The organism is Bacillus sp. FJAT-22090, from assembly GCF_001278755.1.
In the GTDB taxonomy this organism is placed as follows: domain Bacteria; phylum Bacillota; class Bacilli; order Bacillales_A; family Planococcaceae; genus Psychrobacillus.
In genome coordinates this window covers 2,215,142-2,232,872 of sequence record NZ_CP012601.1, presented here as the reverse complement: position 1 = coordinate 2,232,872, position 17,731 = coordinate 2,215,142, and the positions used below count along the sequence as shown (strand labels likewise).

The following is a 17,731-nucleotide window of genomic DNA, read 5'->3' as shown; positions in this document are numbered from 1 at the left end:
GAGGAAGGTAAAAATGAAAAAGAAATTTTTAGCAACTATTGGTGCAGTACTTGGTTTAAGCTTACTTATCTCCATCAATATTCCAACATCAACAAAAGCGGACTCTAACTTATTGTTAGCTTCAGTTGAATGGGTACAAGCACAGTTAAATCCAATACAAACAAAAGTAACATCACTTGAAAAACAAGTTGCAGAACAAAAAGTTTTAATCGAACAATTACAAAAAGCGGTTGCAGAAGGTGGAGGCGTAGTGACACCACCGACGACTCCTACAGTACCTGGTGATTTACCATCAGTAGTCTATACAACTACTAATAGTGTAAAAGTGCATAGCGGAGCAAGTCGTGACTATAAAGTTTTAGCTACTTTTGGAGCAAATAAAGGATTAACAGTTATTGACCAACACAAATCTGCTTCTGGAGTATGGTATCGTGTTGAAATTTCAGCTGCTGTAAAAGGCTGGGTATTCTCAGGTGACGTTTCAACAACAAAGCCTACTGATTATATACCCACAAATGTAATAACTAAACAAGCTGTGAATGTAAGAAAAGGTGCAACTACAAATTATGCATCTATTGAACTAGTTGCAAAAGGTACATCATTAAAATATTTAGGCTCTTTCAAAAATGCTTCTGGTGAAACTTGGTACAATGTGCAAACCGCAAAAGGTACAAAAGGTTGGGTGCTAAGTACGCTAACTGAGGTGAAGTAAGATGTTCAAAAAAGGATTGACCGTTTTATCTATCGCTTTACTTACATTAGCTACATCTAATACGGCATTCGCGTATACACAAGAAAGCTATTCTAAGCAAGTGCGTGTAGAAGTGCATAATGCATCTTCCACTTCGCTCAATTTGACAGGAATTTATAAACTACAAAATTTAACAACGAACGAAATGTTTTACGCTCTACCTAATACACCTATTACTTTTTCTCAAGTAAATGGGGAAGTTTCCATTTATCAAGTTGGATCAGCCATGTATTCAGCGAATGGATTTGCTTTACATGCTTTATCGGGCAATGAAAAGATGGTTGTGTTTACAGCCGATGTAGAAGGTAGAAAAGGCGCTACTGCAGATTATGAGGTAGTAAAAGCGTATAAACCTTTCCAAGGTGCATATGTAGTAAACGAATTTACAAATGCAAATGGAGAGCTATGGTACTCCATTAGAGATGATCAAGGCGTTTCTTCCTGGATTCCTTCGACTAATGCTACTGTTGGATCTGTTGTGAATCAACCACTCGGTAAGACGCCTAGTGGTACACAATACCGTGGTAGTTTTAATGTTGTTAAATCAGGTGCAAATGTACAAATTGCAAATAGACTTGATTTAGAGAATTATTTAAAAGGTGTTATTCCAAATGAATCACCCGCATTATGGCATATCGAAGCCCTAAAAGCTCAATCAGTAGCAGCGAGAAGTTACTCATTAAGTAAGTCTGGTATTTTAAGTAGTACAACGAAAGACCAAATGTACAAAGGATATACCTCTGAGCATAAAAATACAAATGCTGCTGTAGAAGCAACTAACGGATTGGTTATTAAATCAGGTGGTAAACTAGTACAGGCATATTTTTACTCTACAAGCGGTGGTAGAACAGCGAATATTGGTGAAGTATGGAATTCAACACAAGTACCGCAATTTGTATCTGTAGATGATTCTATTGAAAAATCTCCATATAGTAATTGGTCTGTAAGTATACCAGCATCGAATATTCTTAAGAAATTTGGATTTAATCCTTCTACGGATCAATTACTAGATGTGAAGCTTGCTAAAACAGGATCCAACGGAGAAGTTTCCGCTGTGACTGCTGTGACTTCCGCTGGTGAAAAAACAATTGAAGGTAATGAGACAGTAATGCGTAACGTATTTTTAGATGCAAATAATGCATCTTTAAAATCCAATTGGTTTGATATTTCATTTACTAAACCATCCGGAGTTACTGATATTGCTGTGCAAGGAGCTAACGGTTCTTCAGCAGTAACATCGTTAAACGGTATGTCTGTACAAACTGCAACAGGAACAGAAACGATTTCAAGTGGTCCAGTAGGGGTTCAAACGAATGAAGGAATTGTCTCTACAACAGCGACAACCTCTGGAATCCAATCTGTTACTGTAAACGGAAAAGGCTACGGCCACCGAATCGGCATGAGCCAATATGGTGCGAAAGCCCGTGCAGAAGCAGGCTGGACATACGATCGTATCCTAAAACACTATTATCAAGGCGTAACAATAGAAAAATACTAAGTAATCAGGTGACCAATAGATTGGTCACCTTTTTATATTGTTAAAAAACGAGACTAATTTACTCTGATCTGAGGCTTAATATTCGTTCTGTTCATCACTTGGAATTAGATACAACAAAATAACACAAATGGCTAAACGAGACCAATCAGCAAGTGAAAGCGACAAACAATGCATGGAAAGCGACAAATGCATCGTCGAAAGCGACCAATCATCAACCAAAAGCGACAAACAAAAAAGCTGCCTCCAAAAGAGGCAGCTTCCTATCAAGGTTTTATAAAATTTTCCGTATAGTAAGGTATCGATCCGTACGTCCAGTCTGCAAAAAACACGCCTACGCCATGTTGCGTATAGTTAGTACTAACGATATTTTTACGATGACCTAATGAATTCATCAATGCTTCATGGGCAAAGTATGGGTTCGTGTATCCCATTGCAATATTTTCTCCTGCATTTCTAAACAGAATTCCACCATTTGCTAGCCTGTCAAAAGGCGATTCCCCATCTAAGTTATCATGGTTAAAATAATCATGTTTACCCATATCGACACTGTGGCCACGAGCAACATTCGAAATATCGGTAGAATATTGTAGTATTGAAACGCCTTTTGCCTTTCTTTCAGCATTCGTTATTTCGTATAAGAGTGTCTCATAACTTTTTTCTAGTGTACTAGATTTTTTTGGATAGAGATTTGCGTTTCGCTTTATTAACTGGCGATCTATTAAGTAGATTGCAGAGATCTTATTGTCATTATGCACATCAATAAAAAAATTGGCTTCATACTTAGGAAAATCATATGTAATAATTTCAATTGGATAAGTGTTACCAGTTGTTTCGTATGCTTTTCCTAATTTGCTTTCTAGTTGACTAACAGTACTAGCTATTGAAATACCATTAAATTGATAGTTTTTGTCTTTTGTATAAAGTGAAGCTATTTTATTGTTTAAATAACTAATTGCATAGAAGTTATTATAGTTTTTGTGATAAATAGACGTTGATGCATCAAATTCATTGGGTATCGATTTCTTTGCGCCTCCTAATTTGGAATTTACAGAAGTAATACTGTCACCAATGACCATAGAAGTAGGAGTAGTTTGCTTGCAATTAAGTAATCTAAATTTTTCTTTAGATGGTGTTTGATACAAAATAGAGGCATCGTTTTTGATAACTAGGCCGCCACCTAGTTGATAATAAGATCCTTTATTTGCATAAATTCTAAAAACTTCTCCCTTTTTTACTGTTCGTGAAGCTTCGAAAACTCCATTATTATTTTTATAAATAGTAGTAGGTTTTTGAATGATGACTCTGCCTATTTGACCAGTTTTTAGCTCGACACCGTCCCAATACACAACCCCTGGACAATTTGCCGCATTAGTAGAGATTGGAACTATACTTAAACTAATTAAGAACATTAGTAAAAAAATCAATTTCTTCATATTTCCACCGCCCTTAGTAAAAAGTATAAATCAATTTACTTCAAATTCCAAAAATTCTTTTTCGACAATTTCTATTTTACATTGTCCATTTGTCATTTCAGTCATCCAATCAGAGAAATTGGATTCATCCTCTGCTTTTACATACACATGGACTTCTACAGACTCTGCATAGTTAATATCTTTTAGAGGATATTCAGAATTTCGCACTTCATTTTCGACTTTACCTAACCAATTGTAGTCAATTGATACTTTCATCAGATGATGTAGCTTGCGCTCTACCAGTTTTGCTGCTGTAACTCCCTCTGTAGTAGCTTTTCCATATGCTCGAATAAGACCACCGCCACCTAGTTTAATACCACCGAAATACCGAGTAACAACTACGATAGTATCCTTAATTCCTTGCTTCTTTAACACTTCGAGCATTGGCACCCCAGCAGTTCCACTAGGTTCCCCATCATCATTGGCTTTTTGGATGTTATCGTGTTCCCCAATAATATAAGCAGAACAGTTATGAGTAGCATCTTTATGCTTTACTTTGATAGAATTAATAAAATCTTGCGCTTCCTCCTCAGTCTCAGCTCGATTCACATAGGTAAGGAAGCGTGATTTTTGGATGATAATCTCACTTTCCCCATAGCCTTTGACTGTTTGATAATCATTTCTCATGTTTTTTGGGTCCTCCTTGAGTAATTTGAAATATAGTTGTAAACTAATTTTAATTTATTTTTAGTCACTTAGTGCTATAATAGGGTTTGTCACCCGTAATGAATGAAGACTCATTTGCAAAAAACAAAGGAGAAAAACAGATGACGAATAAGAATTTTGATACAAAATCGTTAGATGTTATTTTCGATCGAATGGTAGAAGTAATGGATCATTCAAAAAAGGATATATTCATTATAAGCGAACAGAGTCGTCAAAGCTTCGAAGAAATGAAAGTTGAATTAGAAATAATTCGAGGTAACATTGAAACCGTTATTATTGAAGGGGATTTACTAGAATCGAAATCACGTTTAGCTAGAAATCGCCTAGCAGAAGTATCTAAAAACTTTGAAACGTACGAGGAACCTCAAATTCGGAATGCTTATGAAACTGCCAATGAGATTCAAATTAACCTACTGATAAAAAGAACAGAGGAAAGACAACTTCGTCTTAGAAGAGATGAATTAGAACGCAGATTACAGGGCTTACTGGAAATGATCGAACGTGCGGATCAACTAGTCAATCAAGTAAATATAGTAATGAATTATTTAACTTCTGACTTAAAAGATGTGGGAGTTGCACTTGAAAACGCAAAAATCAAACAAGATTTCACCCTGAAAATTATCGAAGCACAAGAGGAAGAGCGCAAAAGACTTTCTCGTGAAATACACGACGGTCCAGCCCAAATGCTTGCGAATGTGTTACTTAGAACAGATTTAATTAATCTTACATATCAGCAGCGTGGCGGAGACGAAGCGATGAAAGAAATCAATGAACTGAAAGATATGGTTCGAAATGCGCTTTCAGAAGTTCGTCGAATAATTTATGATCTTCGCCCAATGGCACTAGATGATTTAGGATTGGTTCCTACGCTTAAAAAGTATATATCAACAATTCAAGAATACAATCCAACGTGTATGATACATTTTCAATCATATGGAGAAGAACAACGTCTCCAACCAAATTTTGAAGTAGCCATTTTCCGACTAATCCAAGAGTCCTTAACTAACGGTATTAAGCACGGAAAGTTTAAAGAGGCTTGGGTAAAAGTAGAATGGTTGAAACAAAAAATAAATATTATCGTCAAAGATAATGGAAAAGGCTTCGATCCAAATGAAGCAAAAGAAAAATCATTTGGATTAATTGGTATGCGAGAGCGAGTGGATTTACTCGATGGAACGATGAAAATAATATCATCTCCAGGAAAGGGAGCATCCATTTTGTTTAGTATTCCGATAAATGAGGAATAATAACTACAGTGTTTTTATAGGAGGAAATGACGATGACAAAAATTATTATAATAGATGACCACCAACTTTTTAGAGAAGGCGTAAAGCGTATTTTAGATTTTGAAGATTCTTTTGACGTAATTGCAGAAGGAGATGACGGTAGCGACGTTCTTCGTTTATATGAACAACATATTCCAGACGTTGTATTAATGGATATTAATATGCCAACTAAAAATGGCGTTGATGCAACTGCTGAATTACTTGAAAAATATCCGGAAGCTAAAGTTATCATGCTATCTATCCATGACGACGAATCTTATGTAACACATGCGCTTAAAACTGGTGCTCTTGGTTACATGCTAAAAGAAATGGATGCTAACGCAATTGTCTCTGCTATCAAAGTAGTAGCACAAGGCGGTTCATACTTACATCCGAAAGTAACTCGCAATCTAGTTGCCGAATTCCGTCGCCTAAGCGAACGTGAAAATAAAGGAAACTTCCATCAAACAGAAATTCGCCGTCCATTCCACTTACTTACGAAACGTGAATGCGAAGTGCTACAACTGTTAACAGATGGGCAAAGTAACCGTACAATTGGTGAAACACTTTTCATCTCTGAAAAAACCGTAAAAAACCACGTATCCAGCATTCTACAAAAAATGAACGTAAACGACCGTACCCAAGCCGTAGTAACCGGCATCAAAAACGGTTGGGTCGAAGTACGATAATAAAAAATGGGAAACCTCTCGCGATTCAGTGAGAGGTTTTTTCTTTGCGTGAAAAATATTGCTCCTATTCATGGGAATGTAGCGAGTAAGCAAATAAATGTTGCGTATAACAGTGGATATATTGCGAGTTACGTTGCTAATGTTGCGTATAACAAAAATATTGCGCATATGGACCAAAATATAGCGAGGAAGCGAGTAGATGTTGCGACTAATTAAGGTTATATAGCGAGTAATCCAAACAATGTAGCGCTATACAATAATATTGCGTGAATATATCAAAATGTAGCGAGAAAACAAGTAGATATTGCGACTAATTAAGGTTATATAGCGAGTAATCCAAACAATGTAGCGTAAAACATAGATATTGCGCGAATGCATCAAAATGTAGCGAGGAAGCGAGTAGATGTTGCGACTAATTAAGGTTATATAGCGAGTAATCCAAACAATGTAGTGTGCGAGTAACGCAACTAATGTAGCGCAATAATAATTAATCACTCATCAACTTTCTTTCCGTTTAAAATATCTTGCAGGACCTAATCCACATGCCTGCAAATTCATACTGTTAAGCATCCGAGAAGCAGAGTGAATAGATTTAACTCCACAAAATTTGCGAAAATCTTTATTAGTAATTTCTTTCTTGATTAGCCAAAAATAATCTTCTACAGCGGAAATGTGGGTATATCGATTATTTTTATTACAGGCTAAACATGTCCAGGTTGTAGAAATACGCTCCATTCCAATAACACCACAACAGGGACACTCAACTCCTGGAATTATGTCGTTTGGAGAAATATGATAATGCTCGCATAGGGGTGAATACACAAAAGCGGATTGTTTCTTTTGAATCATTTTTTCAATGGTATCCAAATGAGGATCTAACAGAAGGGAAGGGGAATTATTATTCAAGTGTATGATTTTTTCGATAATGCTTTCTAATTTAAATATAGGATAATGGGAAGGCTTATTTCGGATTCGACATGATTTTGATGTCATGACGATAGCTCCAGATACTTTAAGTTCAGGGAACGTCGTGTTTAAGAATTCTTTCATAAAACGAATATTACGCATTAATTGATAATATGGATTCGGAAAAGATTTTTCAATATTCTCTTCTATTCTATAAAATTCCTCAGTGTCTATATCAAAATTTAAATTACCACTCATATTTTTAGACTCTATCACGATGCAACAACTATCCGTCACAACAATACAATCGATTTGAACCCTCCAATCATCTATATGCAATCCCACATCAGAAAATATTCGAAATGGGCCAGGTAATCTCAACTCCTTAAGCTTCCTTAAGAGTCGTTCCTCACCTCTGATTCCAGCTTCTTTTTTCCTAATTTCTTCACGAATAAATTCCTTCATTCTACTATCAACACGCAATCTTTTCAACAATGCTAAATGTCTTTCCAAAGAACCACCTCCTATGTACCTATACTATACATACCATTACCATAATTTTCTACCTATCTCTCACGGAACTAATTAATTGAGTTTTCGTCCTAGATATGACAAAATAACCTCAGCAGGAGGAGAGAACTAGATGAAATTTATGCACGCACTTATACTCGCAGCAACCGTGTTCACGCTAGCTGCATGCAATAGCAATGAGGAAGAAGCAACAAATATTGGCTCTGCGAATAATGCGCCCACGGATGCACAATCGGTAACGGAGCACGGTGCAAAAGATAAAGCAGCGGAAGAAGTTGGTTTTGAAATGGCTGGAGGGAATATAGAAGAAGCGACAAATGTCCCAGAAGAAGAAAAAACTGCTATCCTCGAAGCATTCAATGAATACATGGAAGCATTTAATGTAGAAGATATTAACCGCTACATGAATACCATTTCCAAAAATCCAGAAGGTTTTAACTATGCAGATGAAAAAACAGTAGTACAAGAAACATTCACGGAGTATGATACGATTCGAAAAGCTGAAAACACGACAATCATTAAATACGATAAATCCCAAGCGCAAGTATTTGCGAACATTAACATCGCACTATCACAACCAAGTACTGGAGCAAAGCTTGATCGTGATGGTCGTCAAGTAACAGTTTTCGCAAAAGAAGATGGCAAATGGCTTGTCACAAGCGTCTATTTTATAGGTGAATCATCTGAATAATACATCCTCATACTTTTGAGAAACGCTCGCATTCTTAGTTGCTTGCACTCGTTGTAAGCTCATGAACCTTAAGTTCTATTCGCTTACGCCTCTTGCTTGCACGCCTCGACTGTCAAACGTTTTCAAATAGTAAGGCTTAGACCTATCAAAAAATAATTAATCCCTTGACTAGATATATGACAAATATCATGTCGAGGGTATTTTTGTGCTTTCTTTTACCCTTGACATTCAGTACACTAAAGAATAGGAGTGTGATTTTTTACATGAAAACGGTAGTAGTAACGGACAGCACAGCCTATATCCCAAAAGAAATTCACGATAAACTCAACATTCGCATGGTTCCACTTAGCGTGGTCTTCGGAAATGAAACATATCGAGAAGAAATAGACATTAATACAATAGAGTTTTACGATAAAATCCGAAACGAGCGCGCGCTTCCCAAAACGTCGCAACCAGCACTTGGAGATTTTGTCAAAACCTTTGAAGAACTTTCGAAAGAATACGACACAGTCATTTCCATCCATCTATCGAGTGGTATCAGCGGAACACTAGCTGGAGCAAAGCAAGCTGGTGAAATGGTAGAAGAAATTGAAGTGTACACATTTGACTCAGAAATTTCATGCATGGTTCAAGGCTTTTATGTTCTTCGTGCTGCTGAGATGGCACAAGCAGGTGTCAATCCAGACGAAATTCTAAAAGAACTAAACGTAATGAAAGAAACAACTCGTGCGTACTTTATGGTGGACAACCTTGACCATCTTCATCGAGGTGGTCGCTTAAACGGTTTCGAACGTGTCATAGGCTCTGTTCTTCAAGTGAAACCAATCCTTCACTTTGAAAACAAAGTCATCGTACCTTATGAAAAAGTCCGCACACGCAAAAAAGCGATGAAACGTATTGCAGACATGCTTCAAGAGGACGCAAACAAATATGCAAAACTGCAAGCAACTATCATCCACGCAAACAACGAACAAGAAGCCATCACTTGGAAAAACGAGTTAGAAGCACTTCTTCCCAACGTTCAATTTACAATCAGCTACTTTGGACCTGTAATTGGAACTCACCTGGGTGAGGGCTCGATGGGTCTAGGATGGGTAAAAATCGACTAGCAAAAAAGTTAGGAAGATGCCCATGAACAAACAATTACAACAATTTCTCACTGGCCGCATATGGCTTCGCGAACACACCCCATTTCCAAGCGAAGCCATCGATGCCCACATCGACAGTGGCCACATCCACCTCAAACCAGGCATCGACATGAACCAAAGCAAATTTTTGTTTTGGCAATTAAAGAATTATGTATGTAACAGATGCCACAACTCAAATCCAAACTTATTTCACACATTTCAATGTGCTCGTTGTAATAAAAAATGCATTTATTGCCGCCACTGTATTCGGATGGGGCGGGTGAGTAGTTGTTCAGAGTTACTTCTTTGGAGCAAAGAGCATGCTCGCGGCACGAACGATCATGTGTTTGACTGGAGCGGCCAACTTACATCGCTTCAACAAAAGGCAAGTGAAGAGCTCCTGGCAAGTGTTCAACAAAACAAGTCCCATCTTCTTCATGCAGTTTGCGGAGCAGGTAAAACAGAGCTACTATTTCCCTCAATATTTGCCAGTTTAAAAGACGGAAAACGAGTATGTGTTGCAGCCCCTCGTACAGATGTGATATTAGAATTATTCCCACGATTTCAAAAAGTCTTCCCTAAAACAACGATCCACGCATTATATGGTGGAGCCCCAAACCAAGAAGGCTTTGCCGATTTAATACTCGCAACTACACATCAACTTTACCGTTTTGAAGATGCATTCGATGTTGTGTTTGTAGACGAAGCAGATGCCTTTCCATATTACGCTGATGAAACCCTAAGGCGAGCAGTCACAAAAGCGGCAAAAAAGAATGCAGCCATTCATTATGTAACAGCCACTCCTACCAAATCCTTGAAAACTACCAACCAATCTATTCTTTCCAAAAGATATCATGGACATAATTTACCTGTTCCAAGGTTCAGCGGACTCTGGGGCTACGCAAGACAATTGAAAAAGGGGAAAGTTCCAACTAAATTGCAACAATGGATCGAAGAAAAAACAAAAAATAATACCCCGTTTCTTGTCTTCCTACCAACAATTGAAATGCTCGAAAATTTCCCAGGAGATTTACCAAGAGTTCATGCAGAACATCCTGATCGAAAAGAGATTGTTATGCAACTTAGAGAAAAGAAAATACCAGGACTACTAACAACTACTATTTTAGAAAGAGGCATAACAATAGAAAATGTACATGTAGCAGTAGTTGGAGCGGAGCAACAAATCTTTACTTCTAGTGCACTTATCCAAATAAGTGGAAGAGTCGGTCGTTCTTTTCAGTATCCAAATGGTGACATTGTCTTTTTCCATCACGGAATTACACATGAAATGGACAAAGCAAAAGAGTCAATCGAAAGGTGGAATGAAGCATGAATTGTTTACTATGTGGAAGCATTTTTCAATCACCCCCTACATGGAGAAAGCTGATTCTGTATGAAATAGAAGCCACTTCTTGTATAAGATGTTTAAGTAAATTTGAAAAAGCCGATGCCCGATTCGACCTTTCTGATTTTGAAGGTACTCCCTACGAGGGAGCACTAAATTCAGTGACAGCTCTTTATTCATACACCGAAGCAATGAAAAGCTATTTGCACCAGTATAAATTTTTACAAGATGTTGCATTAGCCAATGTTTTTGCTGAAGAGATTCGTCTTTTATTCGAGAAAAGGGAAGGAATTGTAGTACCAATCCCCATGCATCCAGATAAGCTACTAACAAGAACCTTCGCCCAAGTGGACGAGCTATTGAAGAGTGCAGGGGTTCGATTTCAGCACCTTCTTGCTAAAACTGAAACAGCTGAACAGGGAAAGAAATCAAAAAAGGAAAGACTAGAGGCAAGTCCCCTTTTCAAAGTAACTGGCAAAGTAGAAGCAAAAACCTATATTTTATTCGATGATATTTACACAACCGGTACTACCATGCACCATGCAGCTAAGGTTTTGAAGGAAGCTGGTGCAGATAGAGTAGAAGCAATTACTTTAATAAAGGGATAATCTACCGATATAACTTATAGATTATTGAACTTGGAGGGAATCCATCATGGGAGAACTTAAAAATTGCCCAACTTGCGGAGAATTTTTTAACTATACAGGAATTAGAGAAGTATGTAACAACTGTGCAATGAATGAAGAAAAACAATATGAGGTAGTTTACCGCTTCTTGCGTAAGCGCGAAAACCGTGCCGCAACAATTGAAAGAATAGTAGAGGCAACTGGCGTGGAAGAAGCACTTCTACACAAATGGGTACGTAAAAATCGCTTGCAACCAGCGATGTTCCCAAACCTTGGGTATCCATGTGACAATTGTGGTAGAATTACGAATCAAGGAAAACTATGCAAAAGCTGTACGGAAGAACTTAAATCAGGACTCCGTCAATTTGATGCAGCAAAAGAATTTCGAGAAAAAGTTGCCAATCAAGACAATGGTACCTATCATATGGATGGCAAAAGGAAATAAGGTATTAGTTATTAATACCTAAACTATAGGTGTTAAGCTATTTCGTACAAAAGACTCTAAAAACATCCCTGTTCTAGCCGAAATAAGGTATATATACTTCGTAAATGAAAAGGGGAGGACACAGATATGAAAATATCAAACATTGGGTTAAATCAAGTAAACCCATATAAACGCAATCAACAACAAACTGAAAAAGTACAAAATGCTTCCAAAGCATCTACGGATCAATTAGAAATTTCTTCTGTAGCGAAAAGCATGCAAACTAAATCTCCTGTAGAAGTAGAACAGGCAGAACGCGTTCAAGCAATAAAAGCGCAAATAGATGCTGGGACATACAAAGTAGATGCAAAACAACTTGCATCGAACATCCTCAATTATTACCGTATCTAAAAGGAGACAATAGGAATGTCCATCGAAAAGATATTGCAAGCTCTAACTAAACTTGAAATGCTACATAAAAGTTTACTAGAAATTGCATATAAAAAAACAGAAGCTATCAAAACTGGGGACATGGACAGTCTAAACCAACTGCTCAAGGACGAGCAGGCACACGTAGCAGGCATTTCTCAGCTTGAACAACAGCGCCAATTAGAGGTAACGGATTACCTTCGAGCAAAAGGAATTGCTCCGATTGACAACCCAACTGTTGCACATGTCTTAGAAAATACCAACACTAACGAAGAAAAAGAGCAATTAGGAGCAGCGAGAAATAAACTACTTCTAACGCTTGAGACTCTAAAATACCAAAACGACCTAAACCAAAAACTTACACTTCAATCACTTCAGTTTGTTAACTTAACATTGGACATTTTACGTCCAAAACCTGATCAAATAAACTATTCGAAATCAGAAGTACGTGGTCCATCAAAGGGCAAAGCCTACTTCGATTCAGAAGCATAAGGAGGCGGAACCCATGGGCTCCACATTTATGGGACTAGAAACAAGTAAACGCGGACTTTACACACAGCAATCCGCACTATACACAACCGGACATAACATCTCCAACGCTAACACACTTGGCTACTCACGCCAACGTGTCAACATGGAAGCTACTTTAGGCTATCCAGGGGCAGGTTTAAACGCACCAAAAATCCCTGGTCATCTAGGAACAGGCGTACAAGCACAATCTGTCCAACGAATTCGTGATCAATTCATCGATCGTCAATATCGCCAAGAAACTACTAAACTAGGCTATTGGGAATCACGCTCGACAGCTATCTCTCAAATGGAAGACATTATGGCGGAGCCTTCTGAATTCGGATTAAATACGTCATTAGATCAATTTTGGAAATCTCTTCAAGACCTTAGTACAAATCCCGAGAATGCAGCAGCACGTAAAGTAGTTGTGCAGCGAGGTATTGGTGTCGCGGAATCCTTCAACTATATCCATAAGCAACTTTCAGATATTCAAGGAAATATAAAAAATGAAATTCTTACGTCCACAGATGATGTAAACTCTATTTTAAAGCAAATAGCTTCTATGAATGAACAAATACAAGCTATCGAACCAAATGGATATATGCCAAATGATTTATATGATGCTCGTGATAAATTGCTTGATGAACTATCGCAATTCTTCCCTATTGAAATTGAATATACAAAATCTGGTGGGAATGCATTAGCTATTGCGGAAGGGTCCGTAAAAGTATCTATAAAAACAAAAACAGGCAGTATAGAGATTATTAACGGAAAAGATGCGGGACAGCTTACTCCAAACGGAATGTCCAATAATGCTGACTTTGAACCGTTTAATGGGTTCACGGTAGCTGGAAGTGGTGCTGTAACCGGCGGACCAATATCATATAATGATATGGAACTTAACAAAGGCAAAATGTTATCTTTGATAAATTCGTATGGACATGGCACAGATCCTACTAATGTAGAGGGCTACTATCCTGAAATGTTAGCAAAATTAGATAAAATGGCTTTGGCATTTGCAGAAAAATTCAATGAAGTGCACCGCGGTGGTACCGATTTAAATGGTGATGTAGGTAAAAACTTTTTTGTGCCAAAAGCAGGTGCTACCATTTCAGCAGGGAATATTTCTGTAGATTCTATATTTGAAAGTGATCCATCATTAGTAGCTGCCTCTTCTTCAGCAGGTAAAGAAGAAGGAAACGGAGCAAATGCAATACTCCTTGCAAATATGAAATCTGAAAAACTACCAGGCCTAAATGGAGCAACTGTTCAATCATTTTATCAATCAATGATTGGGCAACTTGGAGTTGACGGAGAACAAGCAAATCGATTGGCTTATAATTCGGCGACAATCAAACTAACTGTAGAAAATAATCGTGCTTCTGTCAGCTCTGTTTCATTAGACGAAGAAATGACGAATATGATAACGTTCCAACAGGCATACAATGCATCTGCACGAATGATTACCGTTATTGATGAGACATTAGACAAAATAATCAACGGCATGGGTCGAGTAGGATTATAATTTAGAAAAGAGAAAGCGCCTCGTCCAGCTCTCACAAGCAAATGGGTAAAATCGAGGATGGCGATTCCTAGCCACCACAGATTTTGTCCATTTGAGCTTGAGGAGCTAGGCGCCTAAGTCTTGACAATAGGAGGTCAATCACATGCGCGTAACACAATCAATGCTTTCAAATAATATGCTACGCAACCTATCTGGTAGTTATAACAAAATGGCGACACTACAAGAACAGATTAACTCAGGTAAGAAAATAACACGTCCTTCACAAGATCCAGTAGTAGCTATTAAAGGAATTGGATATCGTACTGATTTGAACAAAGTAGAACAATACCAACGTAATCTTGGAGAAGTAAACAACTGGTTAGACAGTTCAGATGACGCCCTTGATAACGTAGGAATAGCACTTCATCGTGTGCAAGAGCTTGTTACACAAGCTTCTACTGATACTTTAACACCAGACGACCGTACAAAAATTGAAAAAGAAATTACACAAATTAAAGAACAAATGCGTGATATGGGGAATACAAAAGTCGGAGATAAGTACATTTTCTCTGGAACGAATACTAATTCTCCTTTACATGACGGTACAAACTTTTTAACACCGGGAATAGCACCAGGTGTAAATAAAGATGTTAATATTGAAGTATATGAAGGCGTAGAAATTACTGTCAACACAAAAGGACTCGATATATTCCAAAATATTGATGCTATGATTACCGGGTTAGAGGCTGATTTAAAAGATCCAAATAAGTCTGGTAAGGATTTTGACAAATATTTAACAATGAAAAGTGATAATGAAAAAGCCGTTTTAGCGGCCCGTGCAGATATCGGAGCTCGTCAAAATCGAGTAGAAATGATGGAAAACAGACTCGGGGCACAAGAAGTCATTGTGACCAAACAACTTTCGAACAACGAAGATATTGACTACGAAAAAGTTATAACAGAAATGATAACGCAAGAATCTATTCACCAAGCTGCTCTTTCAGTTGGTGCTAAGATTATACAAGCGACATTAGTAGATTTTATAAGATAATAGAAAGCGTTTGGACAACTTGTTCAAACGCTTTCTTTAGAGGTGAGATAGATGAATTTTCCGCAAATACAAATAAGAACAACCGATGCTAGGTTAGGATTGAATATTGACGATCCAAAGCAAATGATTCGTCAGCCAAAAGCAACTCAACATATTGAACAACCAGCAGCAATTGTTGATATTGAAACAACACGAGGATTGATGAAAATTGATTCTTCGCAAGCAAGACGTGATGTAGGGTTAATTGGTCCTTTAGAATCTACAAAAAAATATGCTTCAGAAGGTCGTCAAAAAGTGATGCAAGGAATTGCTAGACGTGCAAGTGAAGGCAGGCAAATGATGGATATTGCCCATAATTCAAATGCTATCGCATCTATTGCAAAGAAAAACACATTTCCTACTAAAGCAAAATTAGGGATAGATTTCATCCCTTCTATAGGTTCCGTAAAACTAGACTACACACCAGCAAAGGTAGACATTAATGTACAAATACAACATGCAAAAATTAACGCACAAGTAAATAAGCCAATTCATGAATATACGCCAGGTAACGTATCTGGATTTATGCTACTAAACCCATCGATAGAAATAGACTTTATTGTCTAAAAGGAGCTAACTATGAACATTGAAACAAAATTTCTAGGTGAAGTTACTATAGAAGAAAAAGAAATCATTCAATTTCAAAACGGGTTGCCTGGTTTTGAAGACAACAAAGAATTTGTCATCCTTCCATTAGAGAAAGATTCTCCATTTGCAATATTACAATCTATAATACAACAAGAAATTGGTTTCGTAATAGCTCTGCCATTTGTATTTAAGCAAGACTATGCATTCGATCTAACTGAAGAAGATAAAGAAGAACTTCAAATAAAATCATTAGAAGATTTAATTACATATTCAATAGTAACTTTAAAAGAACCTTTCAACAGTTCGACATTAAACTTACAGGCACCTTTATTGATCAATCACAAAGAAAAAGTTGCTAAACAGCTTGTATTACAAGATGCAAATGCATATCCATTACGATTCCCTATCGAAGGGAGCAACTTCTAATGCTCGTACTCTCACGAAAAAAAGATGAATCAATAATGATAGGGGATCAAATTGAACTTAAGATATTAAGCGTAGATGGAGATCAAGTAAAATTAGGTATAGTAGCACCTAAAAATGTCAAAGTATACCGCACTGAAGTATACGAAAGCATCCAGCAACAAAACAAAGAAGCTTTAAAAGTATCTAAATCATTAATCGAACAAATTTCTAAAAAAAATCTTTAAATAACTATTAAACATTTCCAAATCAGTACGATACTATTAGTGTAAGGCAGAAATGGGGCGGCCGACCTTATACCTGCCAAGCAAATTCCACAAGGATGTGGAACTAATTAAACCAAAATTCAAGGAGGAATCTCACAATGAGAATTCAACACAATATTTCAGCACTTAACACACACAGAAATTTAACTTCTAACCAAGCACAATCTTCTAAAAACTTAGAAAAATTATCTTCAGGTTTTAAAATCAACCGCGCTGGAGACGATGCAGCTGGTCTTGCAATTTCTGAAAAAATGCGTGGACAAATCCGTGGTTTAGACATGGCTTCTAAAAACGCACAAGATTCAATTTCTTTAATTCAAACTGCTGAAGGTGCTCTTAATGAAACTCACTCAATCCTTCAACGTATGCGTGAATTAGCAGTACAATCTTCAAATGATACAAACACTACTAGTGACCGAGTAGAACTTCAAAAAGAAGTTGCTGAATTAACTACTGAAATTAACCGTATTGCAAATGATACAGAATTCAATACAAAGAAATTAATTAATGGATCTGCAACTGGTCTAAAATTCCATATTGGAGCTAATGAAACACAAGAAATTACTTTGGCTATTGGCAGTATGAAAGCTTCTGCTTTAGGAGTAAGTGGTCTTTCAATCTCTTCTCAAACATCTGCAGATGGAGCAATCACAACAATTCAAACAGCTATTGACAAAGTTTCTTCTGAACGTGCAAAACTTGGAGCAAACCAAAACCGCTTAGAACACACAATCAACAACCTTGGAACATCATCTGAAAACTTAAGTGCTGCTGAGTCTCGTATTCGTGACGTAGATATGGCTAAAGAAATGATGAACTTCACTAAAAATAATATCTTGACTCAAGCTGCTCAATCTATGCTTGCTCAAGCTAACCAACAACCACAAGGTGTACTTCAATTATTACAATAATTTTTTAAAAAAAGAACCG

At 37.2% G+C, this 17,731-nt stretch carries 22 protein-coding genes; 18 read left to right on the top strand and 4 right to left on the bottom strand.

Features of this window, described 5'->3' with window-relative positions:
- Positions 1-13: 13 nt before the first annotated feature.
- Together AM499_RS11400 and AM499_RS11395 are read left to right on the top strand one after the other, a co-directional pair.
- Positions 14-712: an SH3 domain-containing protein gene (locus AM499_RS11400; RefSeq protein WP_053590329.1), complete on the top strand. Its 699-nt coding sequence runs from the start codon at positions 14-16 to the stop codon at positions 710-712.
- A gap of 1 nt (position 713) precedes the next feature.
- Positions 714-2,249, top strand: a complete 1,536-nt coding sequence (locus AM499_RS11395; protein WP_053590328.1) for a SpoIID/LytB domain-containing protein — start codon at positions 714-716, stop codon at positions 2,247-2,249.
- A gap of 75 nt (positions 2,250-2,324) precedes the next feature.
- On the opposite strand, the gene AM499_RS21680 is transcribed toward AM499_RS11395, so the two are convergent.
- From AM499_RS21680 to AM499_RS11385, 3 genes are read right to left on the bottom strand one after another with little or no spacing between them, the layout of a single operon-like run.
- A complete protein-coding gene (locus AM499_RS21680; protein WP_156316793.1) occupies positions 2,325-2,477 on the bottom strand; it encodes a hypothetical protein in 153 nt (50 codons plus the stop codon).
- Between the two features lie 35 nt (positions 2,478-2,512).
- On the bottom strand, positions 2,513-3,682 hold the full coding sequence (locus tag AM499_RS11390) for a CAP domain-containing protein (protein WP_053590327.1): 1,170 nt from the start codon (positions 3,680-3,682) through the stop codon (positions 2,513-2,515).
- A gap of 30 nt (positions 3,683-3,712) precedes the next feature.
- Positions 3,713-4,348 (bottom strand): YigZ family protein, encoded by a 636-nt coding sequence (locus AM499_RS11385; RefSeq protein ID WP_053590326.1) that lies wholly within the window; start codon positions 4,346-4,348, stop codon positions 3,713-3,715.
- Positions 4,349-4,488: 140 nt separating this feature from the next.
- Here AM499_RS11385 and AM499_RS11380 point away from each other — a divergent pair, with 140 nt between their 5' ends.
- Genes AM499_RS11380 through AM499_RS21675 form a run of 3 tightly spaced genes read left to right on the top strand, consistent with a single transcriptional unit; the run spans position 4,489 to position 6,557 of the window.
- On the top strand, positions 4,489-5,634 hold the full coding sequence (locus AM499_RS11380) for a sensor histidine kinase (RefSeq protein WP_053590325.1): 1,146 nt from the start codon (positions 4,489-4,491) through the stop codon (positions 5,632-5,634).
- A gap of 32 nt (positions 5,635-5,666) precedes the next feature.
- Complete coding sequence (locus tag AM499_RS11375) at positions 5,667-6,341, top strand: response regulator (RefSeq protein WP_053590324.1); 675 nt, start codon at positions 5,667-5,669, stop codon at positions 6,339-6,341.
- A 48-nt stretch (positions 6,342-6,389) separates the two neighbouring features.
- Positions 6,390-6,557, top strand: a complete 168-nt coding sequence (locus AM499_RS21675; protein WP_156316792.1) for a hypothetical protein — start codon at positions 6,390-6,392, stop codon at positions 6,555-6,557.
- A 282-nt stretch (positions 6,558-6,839) separates the two neighbouring features.
- Here the strand turns inward: AM499_RS21675 and AM499_RS11370 are convergent, their stop codons facing one another.
- A complete protein-coding gene (locus AM499_RS11370) occupies positions 6,840-7,760 on the bottom strand; it encodes a nuclease-related domain-containing protein (protein WP_053590323.1) in 921 nt (306 codons plus the stop codon).
- A gap of 130 nt (positions 7,761-7,890) precedes the next feature.
- Here AM499_RS11370 and AM499_RS11365 point away from each other — a divergent pair, with 130 nt between their 5' ends.
- The 13 genes from AM499_RS11365 to AM499_RS11305 all read left to right on the top strand — a co-directional run bounded on the left by AM499_RS11365 (position 7,891) and on the right by AM499_RS11305 (position 17,712).
- On the top strand, positions 7,891-8,469 hold the full coding sequence (locus AM499_RS11365; RefSeq protein WP_053590322.1) for a Cif family virulence factor: 579 nt from the start codon (positions 7,891-7,893) through the stop codon (positions 8,467-8,469).
- Between the two features lie 263 nt (positions 8,470-8,732).
- A complete protein-coding gene (locus AM499_RS11360; RefSeq protein ID WP_053590321.1) occupies positions 8,733-9,578 on the top strand; it encodes a DegV family protein in 846 nt (281 codons plus the stop codon).
- Positions 9,579-9,876: 298 nt separating this feature from the next.
- A complete protein-coding gene (locus AM499_RS11355) occupies positions 9,877-10,929 on the top strand; it encodes an ATP-dependent helicase ComFA (RefSeq protein WP_331457232.1) in 1,053 nt (350 codons plus the stop codon).
- Positions 10,926-11,549, top strand: a complete 624-nt coding sequence (locus AM499_RS11350) for a ComF family protein (protein WP_197275545.1) — start codon at positions 10,926-10,928, stop codon at positions 11,547-11,549. Before AM499_RS11355 ends, AM499_RS11350 begins: the two co-directional genes overlap by 4 nt.
- 46 nt (positions 11,550-11,595) lie before the next feature.
- Complete coding sequence (locus AM499_RS11345; protein WP_053590319.1) at positions 11,596-12,012, top strand: TIGR03826 family flagellar region protein; 417 nt, start codon at positions 11,596-11,598, stop codon at positions 12,010-12,012.
- Positions 12,013-12,138: 126 nt separating this feature from the next.
- Positions 12,139-12,402: a flagellar biosynthesis anti-sigma factor FlgM gene (flgM, locus tag AM499_RS11340; RefSeq protein ID WP_053590318.1), complete on the top strand. Its 264-nt coding sequence runs from the start codon at positions 12,139-12,141 to the stop codon at positions 12,400-12,402.
- 15 nt (positions 12,403-12,417) lie between these two features.
- Positions 12,418-12,912, top strand: a complete 495-nt coding sequence (locus tag AM499_RS11335) for a flagellar protein FlgN (protein WP_053590317.1) — start codon at positions 12,418-12,420, stop codon at positions 12,910-12,912.
- A 13-nt stretch (positions 12,913-12,925) separates the two neighbouring features.
- A complete protein-coding gene (gene flgK / locus AM499_RS11330) occupies positions 12,926-14,455 on the top strand; it encodes a flagellar hook-associated protein FlgK (protein WP_053590316.1) in 1,530 nt (509 codons plus the stop codon).
- A 142-nt stretch (positions 14,456-14,597) separates the two neighbouring features.
- Positions 14,598-15,485, top strand: a complete 888-nt coding sequence (flgL, locus tag AM499_RS11325; protein ID WP_053590315.1) for a flagellar hook-associated protein FlgL — start codon at positions 14,598-14,600, stop codon at positions 15,483-15,485.
- A 51-nt stretch (positions 15,486-15,536) separates the two neighbouring features.
- Complete coding sequence (locus AM499_RS11320; protein ID WP_053590314.1) at positions 15,537-16,091, top strand: DUF6470 family protein; 555 nt, start codon at positions 15,537-15,539, stop codon at positions 16,089-16,091.
- A 12-nt stretch (positions 16,092-16,103) separates the two neighbouring features.
- On the top strand, positions 16,104-16,538 hold the full coding sequence (gene fliW, locus AM499_RS11315) for a flagellar assembly protein FliW (protein WP_053590313.1): 435 nt from the start codon (positions 16,104-16,106) through the stop codon (positions 16,536-16,538).
- Positions 16,538-16,762, top strand: coding sequence for a carbon storage regulator CsrA (gene csrA / locus AM499_RS11310; protein WP_053590312.1), 225 nt, complete (start codon positions 16,538-16,540; stop codon positions 16,760-16,762). The genes fliW and csrA overlap by 1 nt, the downstream gene beginning before the upstream one ends.
- A 137-nt stretch (positions 16,763-16,899) precedes the next feature.
- Entirely contained in the window at positions 16,900-17,712 is an 813-nt protein-coding gene (locus AM499_RS11305) for a flagellin N-terminal helical domain-containing protein (RefSeq protein WP_053590311.1), read from the top strand.
- The last annotated feature ends 19 nt before the right edge of the window (positions 17,713-17,731 follow it).